Raw genomic sequence first — 20,708 nt, forward strand, 5'->3', positions numbered from 1 at the left:
AGAACTCGCAACGGCGAGAGCAAATATCAGGCCACCTTCTTGATGGCGTCGCCGAGGATCGAGATCATCTGGTCGATGTGGCTCTTCTCGACGATGAGCGGGGGCGACATCGCGAAGCTGTCGCCGCTCATGCGCAGGTAAAGGCCGGTGTTGAAGCAGTCGACCATCACGTCATAACCGCGCGCGCCGACCACGCCGTCGCGCGGCGCCAGCTCGACCGCGCCCATCAGGCCGCAATTGCGGATGTCGACGACGTTGGGCAGACCTTTGAGCGAATGCAGCGCATCGCGCCAGTATTCGGCGATCGAGGCACCGCGCGTGAGCAGGCCTTCGTCCTTGTAGATGTCGAGCGTCGCGATGCCGGCGGCGCAGGCGGTCGGATGCGCCGAGTAAGTGTAGCCGTGGAACAGCTCCATCACATTCTCCGGGCCGACCATCATGCCGTCATGCACCTTGCGGCTCGCGAACACCGCGCCGCAGGGAATGGTGCCGTTGGTGATGCCCTTGGCCGTCGTCATCAGGTCCGGCGTGACGCCGAAGAAGTTGGCGGCGAACGGCGTGCCGAGGCGGCCGAAGCCGGTGATGACCTCGTCGAAGATCAGGAGGATGCCGTGCTTGTCGCAGATCTCGCGCAGGCGGTTGAGATAGCCCTTCGGCGGCGGCAGCACCGCGGTCGAGCCCGGCACCGGCTCGACGATGAGTGCGGCGATGGTCTCGGCACCGTGCAGCGCGACGAGACGCTCGAGATCGTCGGCGAGCTCGGCGCCATGCTCGGGCTGGTCCTTGGCGAAGGCGTTGCGGGTGAGATCGTGGGTGTGGCGGATGTGGTCGACGCCCGGCAGCAGGGTCGTGAACGCGCGGCGGTTGGCGACCATGCCGCCGACCGAGGTGCCGCCGAAGCCGACGCCGTGATAGCCGCGCTCGCGGCCGATCAGGCGGGTGCGGCTGGCCTGGCCGTTGGCGCGGTGATAGGCCAGCGCGATCTTCAGCGCGGTATCGACCGATTCTGAGCCGGAATTGGTGAAGAAGATGCGGTCGAGGCCCTTTGGCGCGATCTCGGCGAGGCGCTCGGCGAAGTCGAAGGCCAGCGGGTGGCCCATCTGGAACGACGGCGCGAAATCCAAGGTCATCAGCTGGCGCTCGACGGCGGCAGCGATCTGCTTGCGGCCGTGGCCGGCATTGACGCACCAGAGACCGGCGGAGCCGTCGATCACCTTGCGGCCGTCGACGGTGGTGTAATGCATGCCCTCGGCCGAGGAGAACAGGCGCGGCGCCTTCTTGAACTGCCGGTTGGCCGTGAACGGCATCCAGAACGAGTCGGTCTTGATAGTGTTCGGAATCTGATGAAGGGTCACGGCCGCGCTCCTTTGCTGACGCCATAGCTGAGCCATGGCTTGGAAAGCGCAACAAGTCCTTTTCTGGTGACCTGCAAGCCATTGATCTTGCTGGAGCACCCGGTCCATATTTGCGCGATCCGCAACACCTGCAACACCGGATCAGGGCTAGGACCAGGACATGAGCGTCGACATCGGTGGACGGCTGCGATTCATCAGGGCGCGCCACAAGCTGTCGCAGCGCGAGCTCGCCAAGCGCGCCGGGGTCACCAATTCGACCATCTCGCTGATCGAATCCAACCAGATGAACCCCTCCGTCGGCGCGCTCAAGCGCATCCTCGACGGCATCCCGATGGGGCTCGCCGAGTTCTTTGCGCTGGAGCCGGAGTCCCGGCGCAAGATCTTCTACCGCGCCGAGGAGCTCACCGAGGTCGGCAAGAAGCCGATCTCGTATCGCCAGGTCGGCGACAATCTGTTCGGCCGCAGCCTGCAGATCCTCAAGGAGCGCTACGAGCCCGGCAGCGACACCGGGCGCGTCCATCTCGTCCATGACGGCGAGGAAGGCGGCATCGTGATCTCGGGCAAGTTAGAGGTCACCGTCGAGGACGAGCGCCGCATCCTCAATCCCGGCGATGCCTATTATTTCGAGAGCCGCCGCCCGCATCGCTTCCGCTGCGTCGGCGGCAAGCCGTGCGAGGTGATCTCGGCCTGCACGCCGCCGACGTTCTGACACGGCACCCGAATTCTCCTGAACCCCGGTGGCGCAGCGGACGACCAAGCAGGAGGCACGATTCCGCTTCCCGAGAGCCGCCCATGTTCGCCCCCATCCGATTCGCGCTCATCAGCGCGACGGCCCTGCTCGCCCCCGTCACCTGCCACGCCATGGAGGATTACCTCCGCGCCGCCAGCAGTGCGCCGACCGCGATCACACTGTGCGGCGCGGCCAACCGCGACGACAGGGCGACCAAGGCCGCCGCCTGCAAGGAGAAGGGTTACGACCGACTGGTCGCGGCGATCGACAAATCGTTCGACGCAGCGCTCGCCAAGGCGCCTGTCAACATCCGGCCGCTCCTCAAGCGCGATCAGGCGTGGTTCAACGAGATGATCTTGCAAGCCGCCGAGGCCGTGCAGGAGGTCGATGAGGCCGAGCTCAGCGACATCTTTGTCGCGACCCTGCGCCAGCGCAAGGACGCGCTCGACGAGATGGCCGGCGGCTTTGGTCGCAGCGGGCTCTCCGGCAAATGGGCCAACGCGTTCGGAAGCCTCACCGTCTCGCCGGATGCCAGCGGCGCGCAGCGCATCACAGTCGACATGAGCGCCTATTACGGCAGCGACAAGCATCGGCAATGCAAGCTGAGCACGACGGTGACCAAGGCCGGGAGCTGGCTGAGCGGGTCGATCCAGACACCGGCTGCCGAGGCGTCGAATACCGCAGCACCGCCGAGCCAAGAGCGTGCCGCGCCGGCGAAACCCCCGACCATCAAGCTCCGTCGCCAGGGCGAGAGCCTTCGCGTCGTCTTGATCGATGGCGACGAGACGATCGGGGATCGCGACGATTGCGATGATCCCTCGCAGATCACCGGCACCTATTTCGCGAGCGGCGGCTCCGACACGGCCGGCAAGGCCGAGACATCGTTCGTCGCGCCGACCTTCGACTGTAAGCGCCCGGTGACGGCGACGGACGAGGAGATTTGCTCCGATCCCGATCTTGCCGAGAACGATCAGCGCCTGAACCGCGCCTGGAAGGCGCTGTTGCCGCGGCTCGACGATTCGACGCGGCGCGCCCTGACGGAGGACCAGCGCAACTGGGTGCAATCACAGACCGAGCAATTCCCCGAATTTCTTCATCCGGCCTGGGAGAAACGGACCTGGGAGATGCACTTCACCACCAGTGCGCGCGATCACGTCGATGCCCTCCAGCGCGAGCGAATCGCGCTGCTCGAAGGATTTGACGACAAACGTGCAGGCCTTGCCGGCGTCTGGCTCGCCTACAACGCGATTCTGAAGATCACCGTCGACAAGGACGGCAAGCTGAGCGTGCAGGGCTGGAAGTGGGACCAGGGCGATTGGAAGGCCGGCTGCGACTACGAGATGACCGGCAAGATCGTCGGCGGCACATTTCGCGCCGAGGGACAGCGCAAGAACCCGGACACGCTGGAGCGCGATCACGCCATGCTGATCGTCAACCGTCTCGACGACGCGTTCGCGAGCAAGCGCAGCGGCAAGGAGGGCGACGACGAGGCGAAGTGCAGGCGAAGGCTCGACTATTCCTCGACCGCACGCCTGTTTCCGGCGCGCGCCTCGCCTGACATCACCAATTTCTCCGGCTCGTTCCGTTAAAGCCCACGAAATAAAGGCATGATCGCGCAACGGCGGAGGCGCGCGACCTCTCCTGCAAGCGGGAGAGGCGAGCCGCTCCCCCTTTACGATGGCACCAGCAGCTCCTCGATCCGGATCGGGAAGCGGCGGACGCGCACGCCGGTGGCGTGCCAGACCGCGTTGGCGACCGCGCCGGCGCTGCCGGTGATGCCGATCTCGCCGACACCCTTGATGCCGAGCGCATTCACATGCGGATCGTGCTCCTCGACGGTGATGACGTCGAGCGGCGGCACGTCGGCATTCACGGGGATATGGTACTCGCCGAGATTGGCATTCATGATCCGCCCGCTGCGGCGGTCGGTGATCGCCTCCTCGTGCAGCGCGAAGGACAGGCCCCAGATCATCCCGCCGAACAGCTGGCTCTGCACCATGCGCGGATTGACGATGCGCCCGGCGGCGAAGGCGCCGACCATGCGGGTGAGGCGAACCTGGCCGAGTTCGGGATCGACCTTCACCTCGGCGAACACCGCGCCGTGGGCATGCATCGCATATTGCTCCATCGCCGCAGGGTTCGGCGCGCCGGTGCCGCGGGCCTCGATCTCGGCAACGCCCGCGCGCGCGAGAATCTCGGCATAGCTCTCGCTCCGGCTCTCGTCGTCGCGGCGGATCAGCCTGCCCTCGCGCGCGATCACGCCGGCATTGCCGGCGCCGAACAGCGGCGAGCGCTCGTCGCTGGTGGCGAGATCGGCGAGCTTAGCGATCACGGCGGCGCCGGCGCTGTGGATCGCAGCCCCTGCCGTTGCGGTGTGCGCCGAGCCGCCGGCGATGCCGGCGTCGGGCAGGTCTGATGTCCCCGACTTGAAGTCGAGGCGGTCGATATCGAGGCCGACGGAATCGGCCGCGATCTGCGCCAGCGCCGTCCAGGCGCCCTGCCCCATATCGTGCGCGCCGATCTCCATCACGCCGGAGCCGTCGCGCCGGATCGCCGCGCGCGCCTCGGCCTGGAACATCAGCGCCGGGAAGGTCGCGGTGCCCATGCCCCAGCCGACCAAGAGACCGGCATCGTCGCGCATCTGGCGCGGCTGTAGCGGACGCTTGGCCCAGCCGAAGCGCGCGGCGCCCTGCTCGTAGCAGGCCCGCAGCGCCTTGGAGGAGAAGGGCCGCCCCGTCATCGGCTCGACCTCGGCGTAATTCTTCAGGCGGAAGGCGAGCGGATCCATGCCGCAGGCAGAGGCCATCTCGTCGATCGCGCTCTCGAGCGCGATCGAGCCGGTGGCCTCGCCCGGCGCACGCATGAACAGCGGCGTGCCGGTGTTGACGCGCACGGCATCGTGCGAGGTGCGGATCGCGGGCGCCGCGTAGAGCGTGTGCGAGGCATCGGCGGCGGGCTCGTAGAAATCGTCGAACGTGCTCGACACGGTTCGCGCGCGATGATCGAGCGCGGTGAGGCGTCCCTCTCCGTCGGTGCCGAGGCGCAGGCGCTGGCGCGTCGGCGCGCGGTGGCCGACCGGGCCGTACATCTGCTCGCGGCGCAGCACCAGCTTGACCGGCTTGCCGACGAGCTTCGCCGCCATCACGCCGAGGATCTGCGGCCCGGTCAGAAAACCCTTCGAGCCGAAACCGCCGCCGAGGAACGGGCTGCGGATGTGGATCTTTTCAGGCGCGAGGCCAAACAGCTCGGCCACGCGGCCGCGAGCCATCACCATGGCCTGGCTCGGCGTGTCCAAGAAGAGCTTGTCACCCTCCCAGCGCGCCACGATCGCGTGCGGCTCCATCGCGTTATGATATTGCGGCGGCGTCTCGTAAGTTGCGTCGATCTGCTTGTCGGCCGCGGCGAGGCCCGCCTCGACATCGCCGCGGTGGCTTTCCGTGGGATTGCCGACGCCGACGACCGGCGGTGCGAAGCTTTCGCCGGCATCAAAGCCGACGAGCGCAGGCTGCACCTCGTAAGCCGGGGCCAGCAGCGCCGCGCCTTCCGTCGCGGCCTCCAACGTCTCGGCGATCACGACCGCAATCGCCTGATTGGCGTAGCGGATATCGTTGCTCTGCAACACCTCCATTCGGAACACGAACGGATTGGTCTTGATCTCCGGATCGATCGCGAGCGGCGGCTTATGCTCCGGCGTCATCACGTCGACGACGCCGGGATGACGTTTTGCGGCGGCGACATCGAGCGAGACGACGCGGCCGCGTGCGATGCTGGCCGTCGCAATCACGGCAAACAGCATGCCGGGCGGATGATTGTCCGCGGCGTAAGTCGCCTGCCCCGTCACCTTGAGGATGCCGTCACGGCGGGTCAGCGGCTGGCCGATATTCGAGCCGTGCCGCAGATGAGCGGGAGCGCTGGTCAAAATGAGCTCAGACATGGAGGGCTCCGGAGGTCGAGGCAAAGGGAGAGGCCGGCAACGCGGGGATACGCGCGGGCGTCCCGGCCGCGGCCAAGGTCAGCGCGCGCACGACGATGCGGCGCGCGAGCTCGATCTTGAAGGCGTTGTCGCCGGACGGCTTTGCGCCTTCGAGCGCACGCCTGGCCGCCTTCTGGAATGCGTCGGCGATGGGCGCGACCCCCTTCAGCACATCTTCCGCGGCGCGAGCGCGCCAGGGCTTTGCGGCGACGCCCCCCAGCGCGAGCCGCGCTTCGGCAATCCTGCCGTTCTCGATCCGCAACGCGGCCGCAGCGGAGACGACGGCAAAAGCGTAGGAGGTGCGCTCGCGAACCTTGAGGTAACGCGCATGCGCGGCAAAACCGCGCGCGGCGGGCGGCAGGCGTACCGCGACGATGAGATCGCCGGGCTCGAGCACCGACTCGCGATCGGGCGCATCGCCCGGCAGGCGGTGCAGCTCGACGAGGGCGATCTCGCGCCGGCCGCCTCTGCCCTCGATCTCGACGATGGCATCGAGCGCGACCAGCGGCACGCAGAAGTCGGAGGGGTGCGTGGCGATGCAGCTCTCGCTCCAGCCGAGCACGGCGTGGCTGCGGTTCTCGCCGTCGCGCGCGTCGCAGCCGGAGCCGGGCGCGCGCTTGTTGCAGCGGCTGGCGGTGTCGTAGAAATATGCGCAGCGCGTCCGTTGCAACAGATTGCCGCCGACGGTGGCGGCGTTGCGCAATTGCGCCGACGCTCCCGAGAGCAGCGCTTCGGCCACCGCGGGATAGGACCGCGCGAACTCCGCATCATGGGCGAGATCGGCGTTGCGCACCAGGGCGCCGATGCGCAAGGAGCCGTCCGCGAGAGTCTCGATTCCGTCGAGGCCATCGAGATGCGTGACGTCGACCAGCCGGTCCGGACGGCTGACGCCGCCCTTCATCAGGTCGAGCAGATTGGTGCCGGCGGCAAGAAAGACCGCGCCCGGCTGCGCCGCCGCCGCAACGGCTTCTGTGACCGTGGCCGGCCTGACATAATCGAACTGTTTCATGCGGAGCGCCTCTGATTGGTCCGGTCCATCTGTCCTTGCGCGTCCAGCACCGCATCGACGATGCCGACGTAAGCGCCGCAGCGGCACAGATTGCCGCTCATGCATTCGCGGACGCGTTCGGGATCGTTGCCGGCCTGGCCTTCGCCGATCATGCCGATCGCGCTCATGATCTGGCCCGGCGTGCAGAAGCCGCACTGGAAGCCGTCATGGGCGATGAAGGCGGCCTGCACCGGATGCAGCTGGTCGCCGCGCGCGAGGCCTTCGATGGTGAGGATGTCGGCGCCGTCATGGCTGACGGCGAGCGCGAGACAGGAATTGATGCGCTTGCCGTCGACCAGAATGGTGCAGGCGCCGCACTGGCCGCGGTCGCATCCCTTCTTGGTTCCGGTGAGATGGAGGCGCTCACGCAGGAGATCGAGCAGCGTGACGCGCGGATCGTCGAGGACGAAATCGCGCCGCGCACCGTTCACGGTGAGGCTGATGGAGTGGTTCATACAAGGCTCCGATCAGATTTGGACATGGCTCATCGCGCAGCGCGCCACCGCCGTGGCCGCTGTCGACTAGCGCCGCCCGAACACGAAGCGGCCGGCGCATGAATGAAGATACGGAGGCTGCCTCCGCTTAACAAGGGCGACGCGGAAAAATCTGGAATTCGTCAAAAGCCCCTGCGCCACCAACGCGATGCAGCCCTGCACGGGTCCGGCGAGGGTTCAATCTAACCAATTCGTGATCTACATTGCGCGGCATGGACGACCACACCGACCAGACCCGAAAACCCCGCGCCGACGCCGTGCGCAATCGCGAGCGCGTGCTCGAAGCGGCGAAGCTGGTGTTCAATGCGGGCGGTCCGGAAGCGAGCCTGGAAGCCGTGGCCAAGCGGGCCGGCGTCGGCATCGGCACGCTGTATCGCCATTTTCCGACCCGCGAGGCCTTGTTCGAGGCGGTGTACCGCCGCGAGGTCGAGCAGCTCAGCGAGCTGGCCGAGCAACTGAAGAATGCCAAGGACCCGATCGAGGCGCTACGGCGCTGGCTGCACTCAGGCGTCGAGTTCGTTGCGACCAAGAAGGGGATGATGGCCGCGCTGGCGCTCGCGGTGCAGAGCGGGTCGGAGCTGCATGCATTCTCCTTCGAGCGTCTGACCAAGGCGATCGGCTCGCTGCTGAACCGGGCGGTCGCAGCCGGCGAGATGCGCGCCGACATCAGCCCGGAGGATCTGCTGCGCGCCTTCTTCGGCATGTGCTACGTGCACGACCAGCCCGGCTGGCAGGCAACGGCGCTGCGCCTGCTCGACGTGTTCGTCGCCGGCTTGCGCGTGCCGCCGCCCGGCAAGGCCAAGGCGCGCTCGTCGAAGACGACCAAGCCGGCGGCGAAGCGGAAGCCATAGGCGGTGTGGACGCATAGTCGAAGGAATCCCGGCTTCTGAAGGCCGACCGGAAATCTGCTGATCGGCCTGAACATTTGCGGCTGTGACCCGCGGCGGACATCAGGACGCGGGGATTGGCACTTTCGGGAACTCCAAGCTTGGTGCAGACTTCGGGCCATATTTCGAAGAATTGGATCGGGTGTTGCCAATGCCAATTTTCCTTGACCGACACGATCTCTCGGGACTGACCGCTGCCGATATCGCCGAGGCGCATCGCAAAGATTTGGAAGTGCAAGATAGATACGGCGTTCGTTTTCTAACGTACTGGTTTGATGAATCGCGCGGTACGGGCTTCTGTCTCATTGACGCACCGGATATCCGAACGGCGATGCGGGTTCATGACGAAGCTCACGGCGACGTAGCGAAAGATGTCATCGAAGTGGACCTCTCGGCGGTCCAGGCGTTTCTGGGGAGGGTATCCGACCCGGCACCTAGCGGCGCGGCAGACGATGTCAAATTCGATTCGGCGCTGCGAGCTATCATGTTCACCGACATCGTCGGCTCCACCAGCATGACGGCGCGTCTTGGCGATGCCCGTTCAGTGGAGATGGTTCGGGCTCATGACGCGCTGGTGCGCCGGGCCTTGAAGGACGAGGGCGGGCATGTGGTGAAACACACCGGCGATGGTATCATGGCATCCTTTGCCGACGCCGCTGCCTCTGTGCAATGCGCCCGCGCCATCCAGCGTGCATTTGAAGCCTTTAATCTAGCGAGCAAGGAGAAGCTTCAGGTGCGAATTGGCATCGATGTCGGCGAACCGATTGCTGACAGCAACGACCTTTTCGGTGCGACCGTTCAACTGGCCGCACGTTTGTGTCAGTTGGCCGAACCAGATGCTATTCTCGTGTCAAAGGCTGTACAGGATTGCATCCGGGATCGCGTGCAAGTGTCAAGCTTGGGTGCCCACCAGCTCAAGGGCTTTCAGCAGCCCATTGATGCATACGGAATCGAATGGCGTTGAGTTTCGCGACTTCACGAGTCCACGCCCGGCCGCCGCAGATGTGCTAGGATCGCACCCGCCGGGATCTCGAAGCGGAGCCTGTCATGCGCATCGCAGCCTTGCTGGTCGCTCTCCTTGTTGCCTGTCATCACGTGTCGGCGTTTGCCGGCGATGTCGCCGCCGCCCAAAGCGTCATCCGCGCCCACGAGCAGGCCTTCGTTCGCGACGATGCGGCGGCGGCCTATTCCCATGCGGCACCGGCGATCAAGGAGATCTTTCCCGCACCCGACATCTTCATGTCCATGGTGCAGAACGGCTACGCGCCGGTCTATCGTCACAAGAGTTTCGAATTCGGCGACAGCAAGAGCGATGGCACCTGGATCGCCCAGCGCGTCCACATCATCGATGCCAATGGTGAGGCCTGGGAGGCGCTCTACACCCTCGAGCAGCAGGCGGACGGCAGCTACAAGATCACCGGCTGCTCGCTGCTGAAGGCTGGGCAGTCGGCTTAAGTGGCAAAGCCCGGACCGGTCTTGACCGAGCGCATCCGCGCGCGGATCAGGAGCAGCACGACGATGCCGATGTTCAGCGCATTCCAGGCGACGCCGTTGGCGAACGCCGCGGCATAGGAGCCGGTGGCATCGAAGATGAGACCCGACACCCAGCCGCCGAAGGACATGCCGAACACGGAGGCAAAGATCACGATGCCGACGCGGGTCGCGGCCTCGCTCGCCGGCATCGCCTCGCGCACGATGATGGCGTAGCTCGGCACGATGCCGCCCTGGAACAGGCCGAACATCGCGGAGATCAGATAGAGCGAGGTCAGGCTGTCGAAGAACAGATAGAACACCAGCGCAAAGCCCTGCGCCAGCGATCCCACCAGCAGCGTGTAGATGCCGCCGATCTTGTCGGCGAGGTAGCCCGAGCCGATCCGGCTGATGATGCCGCAGCCCATCATCAGGGACAGCATCTCGGCGCCGCGCGCGACGCCATAGCCGAGATCGCCGCAATAGGCGACGATGTGCACCTGCGGCATCGCCATCGCCACGCAGCAGGAGATGCTGGCGATCGAGAGCAGCACCGTCAGCGTATTGGTCGACAGCCTGAGATCGACCCGCGGCGGCGGCGCGTTGGCGTGATCGTGGACATTGTCGCGGCCCATCTGCGCGCGCAGGATCAGCACCAGCACCGACATGAGGCCGGCGCAGACGATGCCGATGCCGATATGGGTGTAGCGCCAGCCGAACTCCTGCGTGCCCCAGTTCACGATCGGCGGCCACATCGCGCCGGCGACGTAGTTGCCGCTGGCGACGATGGTCACCGCCAAGCCGCGATAGCGCTCGAACCAGTGCGAGGCTTCGGCCATCAGCGGCGCGAAGGTCGCCGACGTGCCGAGGCCGATGAAGAAATAAGCCGCCACGAACTGCCAGAGCTGGCCCGATAGTCCAGCGAGCACATTGGCAACGCCGAGAAAGGCGATGCTGATCGCCATCGCCGGCACGATGCCGAAGCGATCGGTGATCTTGCCGGCGATCACGCCGCCGAGCCCGAACCCGAACATCATCAGCGTGAAGGCCAGCGACACCGCGCCGCGCGTGGCGCCGAATTCGGTCTGCACGATCGGAATCACGACCACGACCGCCCACATGCCGACGGCGCCGATCGAGCCGATCACGAGGGCAAGGATGAGCCGCACCCAGGCCTGACGGGAATCAGGGGTGAAGGAAGCAGGTGTTTGTCCTGGATGATTTGGCGCGTGCACGGGCAGGACCATGTTCGCGGACCGGCGCATGGTCAACCAGCTTGCCGCGATGTTGGGCATGCGCGGTGCGCTGCGGTAATAAGCTCTTGGCGAATGCGTCTTTTGCCATTAGTTTGCAATAAGCGTGTGCAACATTGCCGCGCGAGGAGCCTGTCGGCGGGATGTTGTTGCGATTGACGCGATCGGTGCGGATCAGGGTGGGGCGAATCATCGCCCTCGCCTATCTGTTCTGCGTGCTCGCGCCGGCCGCAAGCCTTGCCTGGGGCAGTGCTGCGCCCTGCCTTGGCGACGAGGCTCTGGCTGAGCTCGTTCCGGTGCATCATCACATGGTTGCGAGCCATGTTGCGAGCCATGGCGATGTTCCGCACGAGCATGCGGGCACCTCTTCTCAGACCGCCGCGAAGGACGCACCTGTTCCGAATCATCACGACGGCAAGGGAACAGTGGGCCCGTGCTGTGCGATGATGTGCGTCAGCGCGCTGCCGGCCGATCTGCCCAGCGTCGCCACGCCGGTCCGGCCGATGTCGACCTGTGCGCCCGAGATCGTGCCAAGCCTGCACAGCGCCGCGCCGCCCCAGCACTACCGTCCCCCCATCGCCTGATCTGACATGACGGCGTCGGTTTCGACGTGCGCTTTTGCGCGCGCGAACCTGTGGTCTTTCAGATCAGGAATCAAGACATGCTTGCGCTTTCCGGGGCGAAATCTGCCGCATCCGCGGTGGGTGAACATTCTCGAGTCATTTGGCTGCTGGCCTTTGCTGCGTCGGCACTGTCCGGCTGCATGCCGGCAACCACGCACATGGCCAGCGCGGATCCCGCCGACCCCGCGGCGAAGGTGGCCACGATCGGCTATCGCTCGACCATCGCGCCCTACACCAGCCTGCGGCCTGCGACGCCGGCACCATGGCGCGGCCGCAACGAGGCGGTGACGCCGCAGCCGAAGCAAGAGCGGTAGGGAGCGCGCCATGTCACAGCATCTTGCGCGAGGCCTGCTCGTCATCGCAGCGCTCAGCATGTCCGGTTGCGCCGCGTTCTCGCCCGACAGCGGCATGACGACGGTCTCGGATCTGACGAGCCAGACCATCAACAAGGACGTCGCCTTCGTGCGCTCGGCCGAGGGTGCCGCCGCGGTCGATTCCCGCGTCCGGCAGCTGCTCTCGCGCACGCTCAGCGTCGACGCCGCCGTGCAGATCGCGCTGCTCAACAACAAGGGACTGCAGGCCGCCTACAACGAGCTGGCGCTGGCCGAGACCGAGCTGGTCGAGCAGAGCCTGCCGCCCAATCCGGTGTTCGCGGTCTCGCGCATCACAGGCAACGGCGCCAGCGAGATCGAGCGCCAGGTGGTCGGCGACATCCTCGCGCTCGCCACGCTGCCGTTCCGGTCCGAGATCGCCCGGGAACGCTTCCGCGGAGCGCAGCTGCGCGCCGCGCTGGCGACGCTGCGGCACGCCTCGGACGTGCGCCGCGCCTATGTCCGCGCGGTCGCCGCAAACGAGATGGTGGGGCTGTTGACCGACGCCAAGGCGACGGCGGAATCGACCGCACAGCTCGCGCTCAAGCTCGGCGAGACCGGCTCGCTCAACAAGCTCGACCAGGCCCGCGAGCAGGTGTTCTATGCCGAGACCACCGCCGACCTCGCCAGCGCGCGACAGGCGGCGGCAAGCGCGCGCGAAAAGCTGGCGCGCCAGATGGGGCTGTGGGACGACGGTCTCGACTTCCGCCTGCCCAATCAACTGCCGCCATTGCCGCGCCGGCCGCTGGCGCTCCCCACGATCGAAGCCGATGCGGTGGCGCATCGCATCGACCTGCAGATCGCGCGGCTGGAGCTGGCCGCGCTGGCGAAGGCGCTGAACCTCACCGAGGCGACGCGCTTCGTGACGCTGCTCGATATCTCCGGCATCTCCCGTCGCACCCAGGATCCGGAAGGGCCGCCGTTCCGCGAGCGCGGCTTCGACCTGCAGTTCCAGATTCCGATCTTTGACGGCGGCGAGGTGCGCGTGCGACAGGCGGCGGAGACCTACAATCTCGCCTTCAACCGCCTGACCGAGCGGGCCGTGAATGTGCGGTCCGAGGCGCGCGACGCCTATCGCGTCTATCGCTCCACTTACGACATCGCCGGCCACTACCAGCGCGAGATCATCCCGTTGCGAAAGATCATCACCGAGGAGATGCAGCTGCGCTTCTCCAGCATGCAGGTCGACATCTTCGCGCTGCTCACCGAAGCGCGACAGCGTCTCGCCGCGCTGCGCGGCGCGATCGACGCCAGGCAGAGATTCTTCCTCGCCCAGGCCGATCTGCAGACCGCCGTCAATGGCGGCGGCCTGCCCGCCGCCGTTGGCGACAATCCAACCACCGTCGCCGCGGCAGCTCCTGCCGAAGGCGGCGGCCACTGAAGACGGAGACCGAGATGTTTTCCCGCCGAGGATTTTTAGGCACCGCCGCGCTTGTCGGCGCATCGGCCATTCAAGGCCGCGTCCAGGCCGCGTCTATCCCGGAAGCACCCACCATGGACAAGGTGGTGATGCAGCCGCCGCTGCACCCCATCAGCGGCCCGGACTATCGCCCCGTGGTCACGCTGAACGGCTGGTCGCTGCCGTTCCGCATGAACGGCGACTGGAAGGAATTCCATCTCGTCGCCGAGCCGGTGGTGCGCGAGTTCGCGGAAGGAATGAAGGTGAATTTGTGGGGCTACAACGGGCAATCGCCGGGCCCGACCATCGAAGCCGTCGAGGGCGACAAGGTGCGCATCTTCGTCACCAACCGCTTGCCCGAATACACCACGGTGCACTGGCACGGCATGATCATCCCGAGCGGCATGGACGGCGTCGGCGGATTGAACCAGCCGCACATCGAGCCGGGCAAGACCTTCGTCTACGAATTCGAGATGAAGAAGAGCGGAACCTTCATGTACCACCCGCATTCCGACGAGATGGTGCAGATGGCGATGGGCATGATGGGCATGTTCGTCGTGCACCCGCGCGACCCGGGCTTCCGCGCCGTCGACCGCGACTTCGTCTTCGTGATGAGCACCTATCGCGTCGACCCCGGGACCTATCTGCCGCACGTCAACGAGATGACGGACTTCAACATGTGGACCTGGAACGCGCGGGTCTTTCCCGGCATCGATCCGCTGCCGGTCAGGCTCGGCGACAAGGTGCGCGTGCGCATCGGCAATCTCAGCATGACCAACCATCCGATCCATTTGCATGGCCACAGTTTTGCGGTGACCTGCACCGATGGCGGCTGGATTCCCGAGAGCGCGCAATATCCGGAGACGACGACGGACGTTCCGGTCGGCGCGGTGCGCGTGTTCGACGTGCTCGCCGACAATCCCGGCGACTGGGCGTTCCATTGCCACAAGTCGCACCACACCATGAATTCGATGGGACACGACGTGCGCAACCTGATCGGCGTGTCGCGCAAGGATCTCGCCAAGGCCGTCGGCAAGCTCGCGCCCGACGGCATGGCCATGGGCTCGACCGGCATGGCGATGGGCAACATGGAGATGCCCGCGCCCGACAACACGCTGCCGATGATGACCGGCACCGGCCAGTTCGGGCCGATCGAGATGGGCGGCATGTTCACCGTGATGAAGATCCGCGAGGACCTCGCGCGCGACGATTACCGCGATCCCGGTCCGTACAAGTTCCCGAAAGGCACCGTCGCCTACGAGGTGGCCGCACCCGCCAAAGAGCCGGCGCGGCAGAAATCCGGCAGCCCGCCGATGAAGCACAAGATGTGAGCGTTTCGATGAACCACCAACCGGAGACCACGATGAAGACCACGATCAGGCTCGCCCTCGCGCTGGCCGCGCTTTCGACCGCGCCGGCCTTTGCTCACGACAAGCACGGGCACGCAAACTATTCGGCCGGCGAGCCCGGCGATCCCAAGAAGCCCGCGCGCACCATCGAAATTCTGATGAGCGAGATGGACTACACGCCCGCGAAAATCGAGGTGAAGCGCGGCGAGCAGATTCGGTTCGTGCTGCGCAATGTCGGCAAGGAGGACCACGAATTCCTGCTGGCCACGACCAAAGAAAACCTCGCGCATGCGGATCAGATGAAGAAGCACCCGCATATGGAGCACGACGAGCCCAATGCGGCGCGGCTTGCGCCGAAGAAGACGGCCGAGATCCTCTGGAAGTTCAGCAAGCCCGGCACCTTCGAATATTCGTGCCTCATTCCCGACCACCGCGAATACGGCATGGTCGGCCAGGTCACCGTGAAGTAACGCGACAGGAGATCCACATGAACCGCATCATCCGTATCGCTTCGGCGCTGGCGCTGACCATCGGCCTTGCGACTGCGACCCTCGCCGCCGAGGGCGCCGCGATCAGCGGCGAGGTCAAGAAGATCGACGAGGGCGCCGGCAAGATCACGCTCAAGCACGGACCGGCCAAGAGCCTCGGCATGGAGGACCCCATGACCATGGTCTATCGCGTCAAGGATCCCGCCATGCTCAAGCAGGTGAAGGTCGGCGACAAGATCACCTTCGAGGCCGAGGAGGCGTCGTCGGGCTACACGGTGACGAAGATGCAGAAGGCGAAGTAGTTTACAATTCGCCTTTGGACTGCGCCGATAGCTCCGTCATGGCCGGGCTTGTCCCGGCCATCCACGCCTTGCCCAAAGCACCAAGAACGTGGATGCCCGGGACAAGCCAGGACAAGCCCGGGCATGACGGCTTCCTCCCCGCCAGGCAGCTCCGAAACACCCTGTCCCGCACCTTCCCACCCCCCGTTAACCCTTTGCTAACCATACACCCGGCAAGAATTGCCGGGTGAAGTCGAGTGTCGTCGGCCGCGTAGAACGGGAGGAACCCCGTGGACGCCAGTGCGGTGCCTCACTTTCGAAACGGCGGCCCGTCGGCCGCCGCGCAGACGTTTGGGGCGCGCGGACGGCAGTCGCGCGGGGAGGCAGCTACCATGGTCGACGTCACCGCGGGACAGGGCGTAGGCGGCGCGAAGCCCGGCATCCCCTCCCTCAACGACATCGTCACCGTCCTCAAGCGCGGCGACATCGCGCTGGCGCTCGGCGTCCTCACCATCCTGGTGGTGCTGATCCTTCCGCTGCCGGCGATCGTGCTGGACCTGTTCCTGGCGATCTCGATCACGCTGTCGATCCTGATCCTGATGACCTCGCTGTTCATCCAGGCGCCGCTGGAATTCTCCGCCTTCCCCACCGTCCTGCTGATCTCGACCATGCTGCGCCTGTCGCTCAACATGGCCTCGACCAGGCTGATCCTGACGCACGGGCACGAGGGCACGGCTGCCGCCGGTCACGTCATCGAGGCCTTCGGCAACTTCGTGATGGGCGGCAATTTCGTCATCGGCATCATCGTCTTCGCGATCCTGATCATCGTCAATTTCGTCGTCATCACCAAGGGTTCGGGCCGCATCGCCGAGGTCGCCGCGCGCTTCCACCTCGACGCCATGCCCGGCAAGCAGATGGCGATCGACGCCGACCTCTCCGCCGGCCTGATCGACGAGAAGGTCGCCAAGGAGCGGCGCAAGGAGCTGGAGGACGAGAGCGGTTTTTTCGGCGCCATGGACGGCGCCTCCAAGTTCGTCCGGGGCGATGCCATCGCCGGCCTCCTGGTCGTCTTCATCAATGTCGTCGGCGGCATGATCATCGGCGTCGCGCAGCAGGGAATGTCCTTCGCCGACGCCGGCCGCACCTACACGCTGCTGACGGTCGGCGACGGCCTCGTCACCCAGGTGCCGGCGCTGATCGTCTCGACCGCGGCCGGCCTGCTCGTCTCCAAGGCCGGCGTCTCCGGCGCCGCCGACAAGGCGCTGATGAAGCAGTTCTCCGGCTATCCGCAGGCGCTGGCGATGTCCTCGGCCGTCATGCTGGTGCTGGCGGCGCTGCCGGGCATTCCGACCCTCCCCTTCCTCGCGCTCGGCGCCGGCGCCGGCGCGCTGGCCTGGAACGCCCGCAACCGCAACCGGGTGACGGCCAAGGCCGAAGCGGCCGCCCAAGCCGCGCCCGCTCCGGGAATGCCGGGTGCGCCGGGCGCCGCCGCGACCGAAGAGCCGATCTCGGCGGCGCTCAAGATCGACGACCTCAAGATCGAGCTCGGCTATGCCTTGCTACCGCTGGTCAACGGCCCCGACGGCACCGACCGCCTGACCGAGCAGATCAAGGCGCTGCGCCGTTCGCTCGCGATCGAGATGGGATTCGTGATGCCGGCGGTGCGCATCCTCGACAACGTCCAGCTCGAGGCCAACACCTACATCATCAAGATCAAGGAGGTCGACGCCGGCACCGGCAAGATCTGGCCGAACCAGTTCATGGTCATGGACCCCGGCGGCAGCCAGGTGCAGGTGCCCGGCATCCACACCACCGAGCCGACCTTCGGCCTGCCCGCGACCTGGGTCGATGCCAGCCTCAAGGAGGAGGCCTCGCTCAAGGGCTACACCGTCGTCGATGCCGCGACCGTGCTCTCGACCCATCTCACCGAGCTGCTCAAGGCCAACATGTCGGACCTGTTGTCCTACGGCGAGGTGCAGAAGCTGCTCAAGGAGCTGCCGAAGGAGCAGAGTGAGCTGGTCAAGGACATCGTCCCGGGCCAGGTCACGGTCTCCGGCATCCAGCGCGTGCTGCAGCTCTTGCTCGCCGAGCGCATCTCGATCCGCGACCTCTCCACCATCCTCGAAGGCATCGCGGATTCGCTCGCCTTCTCGCGCAACCCCGCGACCATGGTCGAGCACGTCCGCGCCCGCCTGGCGCGGCAGATCTGCGCCCAGAACACCTCCTATGCCGGCTATCTGCCGCTGATCGCGCTGTCGGCGAAATGGGAGCAGGCCTTTGCCGAATCCATCATCGGCCAGGGCGAGGAGCGCAGCCTTGCGATGCAGCCCTCGAAACTGTCGGAATTCATGACGGCCGTGCGCGAGGCCTTCGAGCGCGCCGCCCGCGAAGGCGAGGCGCCGGTGCTGGTCACCTCCGCTTCCATCCGGCCCTTCGTGCGGTCCCTGGTGGAACGGTTCCGGGCCCAGACCACCGTGCTGTCGCAGGCCGAAATCCACCCCAGGGCGAGGCTGAAAACGGTCGGAAGCATCTGATTTGCCTTAAGAAGCCGTGTGTTTTTCAGTCACAGGCAAATGGTTTTTGAGTTCCTGGCGCCTTGCCGACCAAGAGCCCTAAAGGGCGGCAAGAGGTACATTACGACGTTGAAATAATTATATAAAAGAACGATCAGGGGTCGCCTTTGATCGCGACCTTTCACGTCCTATCACGCTCTTGTGATGGCCTCTTGGGAACGAATCCGCCCAATACTACGTTGTTGGGCACCGGAAGCATGAACCTGCCTCAAACGGCCGGCGACTACTTCGGGTAGATGGCGGCAGGAGGCTTCCATGAACCACTCGATCTACAGCGCAGATCGCGCGACCCATTTGAAAATTGTGGTCGTCGCCCTCGTCGCAGGGATCGCGGTGGCTGGCTTCGGCCTCACGGCACGCTCGGGTTCGGATGAAGGCCTGACCCAGACGGCCCGCGTCATCAAGGCCGGCAAGCCGGTCGTTGTCACCAGTTCGAACGCCTCCCTCGTTCGCTAAGGAGATCTGACGAGTTTTGTGAATTCACGCGGCTCTTTACCAGCCCCCCAAAGTCGCCACGTGGATATGTAGACGACCCCAACCCCAAGTCGACTACAGAAAGCGCCCGCCCCCCACGGGCGCTTTCCCATGTCTGGGGTGCATCGAGCCGCTACATCGCGGACAGGCCTTCCTGCATGGTCACCTGCGGCGTGTATCCCAACTCGGCTTGAGCCTTGCGGATGCTGATCGTGAATGGCTGGCCGATCAGGCGCAGCATCTGCCGCGTAATTGGCGGCTCGCCCTTCAGGCGCAGTAGACGCCACGCCAAGCCCATTGCACCAGCCATGGTCCATGCCATCCTGAACGGGACCGCCTTGTCCGGTGCAGTCACCTTGCGCGTTGCCAGCAGCGAAGAAATGAAGCTTTTCAAAGTGCTCTGCTCGGCATCCGCGACGAAATACGCCTGGCCGCCCCGACCCGCGTCTGCGGCGAGAAGCAGCGCATGACACAGATTGTCCACGTGACAACTCGACATCGCCTGCTTGCCTCCGGAGACCCATTGCCACCGTCCGGCGCTGACCGTTTGCACCATGTGATCAAGGGTCGGCATCTCGCCGCCCCAGATGAATGGTGGCCGCAATGCGATCGTCTCCAGGCCTGGTCGCGCGCCATTGGCCGCCAGCAACACGCGCTCTCCCTCGGCCTTCGATGACCCGTAAGGCGAGAAGGCGCGCGCTTGAACAGGAAGACTCTCGTCGGCATTCAACATTGGCTCGGGATCGCCCATGACGACGGCCGCAGCACTCACGGCGACCACGCGGCGCACACTGGTCGTCGCGGCTGCGGCGTTGACGACGGCGCGCGTGCCTTCGACGTTGACCGCATTGAAGACCTTCTGCTGACCCCAAAGCTTGAAGTGCGCGGCCACGTGGAAAATGACCTCGCACCCGTCCATCGCTTGTCGCAGCGATCGCTCGTCGTTGAGCTCGCCGGAGACCGGCTTTGCTCCGAGACGCTTCACCTTTGCCGCGCTGCCCGCGCTTCGGGCCAGCGCACGCACCTCCCAACCCTCGGCAAGAAGACGCGCGATCAGGTGACTTCCGACGAAGCCTGAGCCACCGGTCACGAGCGCAATGCGGTGGAGGCGGGGTGACGTAGCAGTCGCGGACATGGCGGACCTCTCGGGTTGATGTCCGAGCCTGACGCCAGCTTGTTCAAAAGTCAACGAACATATTTCATATTTTGTTCGTTTGCATAATGTGGGTGGATCCGGTATTCACTGAACTATGCAGTCCAAGGCTCCGCCGCCCGCAAACCCTTCTTCCGACGAAGAAAATTCTCTTCGAGCCCAGATTCTCGACGCGGCACGCGCCCAGGTGCGTCGCCATGGTGAAGCCAAGACCAACGTTGTCGATATCGCTCGCGCCATGGGCACCTCGCACACGACGATCTATCGGCATTTCCGCTCCAAGGCCGAGCTGTTCGACGCCCTCGTCCTGGAAGCCATGCGTGATGAGGAGGAGATGGCTCGTCGTTTCGCGGAAACCGAAGGGCCTTTCGCCGAGCGATTGGAAGGCATGGTCCTGGCGTTGCACGCACGCAAGCGGGAGCGCTTCACGGCGGATGCGGAAGTTTATGGGCTGTACCGTCGCATTGTGGAGGAGAGGCCGGAGATCATCGCGGACTATTCGCGAAGAATGACGGCTCTGATCGCCCGTATCCTTGCTGACGCGAAACGACGCGGCGAGATAAAAGTCGACGATATCGATGCTGCAGCCGGTGTCGTCCGGGATGCGGTCACCGTTTTCGTCCACCCGGCCCACGTCGCAGCAGCTGCTGCCGCAGGTCTCCCGAGCGACAGAATGGCGCGCAATGTCGTACGAACGCTTTGCGCTGGTTTCCGCGCCGGCCTTGATTGAAGGTCTTGAGGTCGGTTGGCTCGTGTGAAGAATCGCCTGTGTTTGCCGAGGCCCTCG

At 65.5% G+C, this 20,708-nt stretch carries 21 protein-coding genes; 14 read left to right on the forward strand and 7 right to left on the reverse strand.

Going from position 1 to position 20,708, the window contains the following annotated elements; translation table 11 throughout:
* Positions 1–26: 26 nt before the first annotated feature.
* The gene (locus tag BDOA9_RS00600) at positions 27–1,355 is read right to left on the reverse strand and encodes an aspartate aminotransferase family protein (protein WP_025032011.1); all 1,329 of its coding nucleotides are present in this window, start codon (positions 1,353–1,355) and stop codon (positions 27–29) included.
* Between the two features lie 160 nt (positions 1,356–1,515).
* Here BDOA9_RS00600 and BDOA9_RS00605 point away from each other — a divergent pair, with 160 nt between their 5' ends.
* A complete protein-coding gene (locus tag BDOA9_RS00605) occupies positions 1,516–2,064 on the forward strand; it encodes a cupin domain-containing protein (protein WP_018646206.1) in 549 nt (182 codons plus the stop codon).
* 83 nt (positions 2,065–2,147) lie between these two features.
* Positions 2,148–3,674 (forward strand): lysozyme inhibitor LprI family protein, encoded by a 1,527-nt coding sequence (locus BDOA9_RS00610; RefSeq protein WP_025032012.1) that lies wholly within the window; start codon positions 2,148–2,150, stop codon positions 3,672–3,674.
* 83 nt (positions 3,675–3,757) lie between these two features.
* Here the strand turns inward: BDOA9_RS00610 and BDOA9_RS00615 are convergent, their stop codons facing one another.
* From BDOA9_RS00615 to BDOA9_RS00625, 3 genes are read right to left on the reverse strand one after another with little or no spacing between them, the layout of a single operon-like run.
* On the reverse strand, positions 3,758–6,019 hold the full coding sequence (locus tag BDOA9_RS00615; RefSeq protein ID WP_025032013.1) for a xanthine dehydrogenase family protein molybdopterin-binding subunit: 2,262 nt from the start codon (positions 6,017–6,019) through the stop codon (positions 3,758–3,760).
* Positions 6,012–7,067, reverse strand: coding sequence for an FAD binding domain-containing protein (locus tag BDOA9_RS00620; RefSeq protein ID WP_025032014.1), 1,056 nt, complete (start codon positions 7,065–7,067; stop codon positions 6,012–6,014). Before BDOA9_RS00620 ends, BDOA9_RS00615 begins: the two co-directional genes overlap by 8 nt.
* Positions 7,064–7,561: a (2Fe-2S)-binding protein gene (locus tag BDOA9_RS00625; protein ID WP_025032015.1), complete on the reverse strand. Its 498-nt coding sequence runs from the start codon at positions 7,559–7,561 to the stop codon at positions 7,064–7,066. The genes BDOA9_RS00620 and BDOA9_RS00625 overlap by 4 nt, the downstream gene beginning before the upstream one ends.
* 251 nt (positions 7,562–7,812) lie before the next feature.
* Between BDOA9_RS00625 and BDOA9_RS00630 the strand changes: the two genes are divergently transcribed.
* The 3 genes from BDOA9_RS00630 (at position 7,813) to BDOA9_RS00640 (ending at position 9,942) form a co-directional block, all read left to right on the forward strand.
* The gene (locus tag BDOA9_RS00630; protein WP_025032016.1) at positions 7,813–8,451 is read left to right on the forward strand and encodes a TetR/AcrR family transcriptional regulator; all 639 of its coding nucleotides are present in this window, start codon (positions 7,813–7,815) and stop codon (positions 8,449–8,451) included.
* A gap of 187 nt (positions 8,452–8,638) precedes the next feature.
* Positions 8,639–9,451, forward strand: a complete 813-nt coding sequence (locus BDOA9_RS00635) for a nickel-binding protein (RefSeq protein WP_025032017.1) — start codon at positions 8,639–8,641, stop codon at positions 9,449–9,451.
* Positions 9,452–9,534: 83 nt separating this feature from the next.
* A complete protein-coding gene (locus BDOA9_RS00640) occupies positions 9,535–9,942 on the forward strand; it encodes a DUF4864 domain-containing protein (protein ID WP_025032018.1) in 408 nt (135 codons plus the stop codon).
* Here BDOA9_RS00640 and BDOA9_RS00645 read toward each other — a convergent pair.
* Complete coding sequence (locus BDOA9_RS00645; RefSeq protein ID WP_025032019.1) at positions 9,939–11,204, reverse strand: MFS transporter; 1,266 nt, start codon at positions 11,202–11,204, stop codon at positions 9,939–9,941. The two genes, BDOA9_RS00640 and BDOA9_RS00645, sit on opposite strands and share 4 nt — an antisense overlap.
* Positions 11,143–11,403, reverse strand: coding sequence for a hypothetical protein (locus tag BDOA9_RS38675; protein ID WP_192859666.1), 261 nt, complete (start codon positions 11,401–11,403; stop codon positions 11,143–11,145). The genes BDOA9_RS00645 and BDOA9_RS38675 overlap by 62 nt, the downstream gene beginning before the upstream one ends.
* Here BDOA9_RS38675 and BDOA9_RS00650 point away from each other — a divergent pair.
* The 8 genes from BDOA9_RS00650 to BDOA9_RS00690 all read left to right on the forward strand — a co-directional run bounded on the left by BDOA9_RS00650 (position 11,390) and on the right by BDOA9_RS00690 (position 18,750).
* A complete protein-coding gene (locus BDOA9_RS00650; protein WP_244521572.1) occupies positions 11,390–11,794 on the forward strand; it encodes a hypothetical protein in 405 nt (134 codons plus the stop codon). The two genes, BDOA9_RS38675 and BDOA9_RS00650, sit on opposite strands and share 14 nt — an antisense overlap.
* A 77-nt stretch (positions 11,795–11,871) precedes the next feature.
* Complete coding sequence (locus BDOA9_RS00655; protein ID WP_025032021.1) at positions 11,872–12,147, forward strand: hypothetical protein; 276 nt, start codon at positions 11,872–11,874, stop codon at positions 12,145–12,147.
* Positions 12,148–12,157: 10 nt separating this feature from the next.
* A complete protein-coding gene (locus BDOA9_RS00660) occupies positions 12,158–13,585 on the forward strand; it encodes a TolC family protein (RefSeq protein WP_025032022.1) in 1,428 nt (475 codons plus the stop codon).
* Positions 13,586–13,599: 14 nt separating this feature from the next.
* Positions 13,600–14,934, forward strand: coding sequence for a multicopper oxidase family protein (locus BDOA9_RS00665; protein WP_025032023.1), 1,335 nt, complete (start codon positions 13,600–13,602; stop codon positions 14,932–14,934).
* A 32-nt stretch (positions 14,935–14,966) separates the two neighbouring features.
* Complete coding sequence (locus BDOA9_RS00670; RefSeq protein ID WP_025032024.1) at positions 14,967–15,422, forward strand: cupredoxin domain-containing protein; 456 nt, start codon at positions 14,967–14,969, stop codon at positions 15,420–15,422.
* 17 nt (positions 15,423–15,439) lie between these two features.
* Entirely contained in the window at positions 15,440–15,742 is a 303-nt protein-coding gene (locus BDOA9_RS00675) for a copper-binding protein (RefSeq protein ID WP_025032025.1), read from the forward strand.
* Between the two features lie 371 nt (positions 15,743–16,113).
* Positions 16,114–18,255, forward strand: coding sequence for a flagellar biosynthesis protein FlhA (gene flhA, locus BDOA9_RS00685; RefSeq protein WP_025032027.1), 2,142 nt, complete (start codon positions 16,114–16,116; stop codon positions 18,253–18,255).
* Between the two features lie 294 nt (positions 18,256–18,549).
* Positions 18,550–18,750 (forward strand): hypothetical protein, encoded by a 201-nt coding sequence (locus tag BDOA9_RS00690; RefSeq protein WP_025032028.1) that lies wholly within the window; start codon positions 18,550–18,552, stop codon positions 18,748–18,750.
* Between the two features lie 151 nt (positions 18,751–18,901).
* Here BDOA9_RS00690 and BDOA9_RS00695 read toward each other — a convergent pair whose 3' ends face one another.
* On the reverse strand, positions 18,902–19,903 hold the full coding sequence (locus tag BDOA9_RS00695) for an NAD-dependent epimerase/dehydratase family protein (protein WP_042335363.1): 1,002 nt from the start codon (positions 19,901–19,903) through the stop codon (positions 18,902–18,904).
* Positions 19,904–20,018: 115 nt separating this feature from the next.
* On the opposite strand from BDOA9_RS00695, the gene BDOA9_RS00700 reads away from it, so the two are divergent.
* Positions 20,019–20,651: a TetR/AcrR family transcriptional regulator gene (locus BDOA9_RS00700; RefSeq protein WP_025032030.1), complete on the forward strand. Its 633-nt coding sequence runs from the start codon at positions 20,019–20,021 to the stop codon at positions 20,649–20,651.
* Positions 20,652–20,708: the final 57 nt, after the last annotated feature.

The sequence above is a fragment of the Bradyrhizobium sp. DOA9 genome, assembly GCF_000617845.2.
In the GTDB taxonomy this organism is placed as follows: Bacteria; Pseudomonadota; Alphaproteobacteria; order Rhizobiales; family Xanthobacteraceae; genus Bradyrhizobium.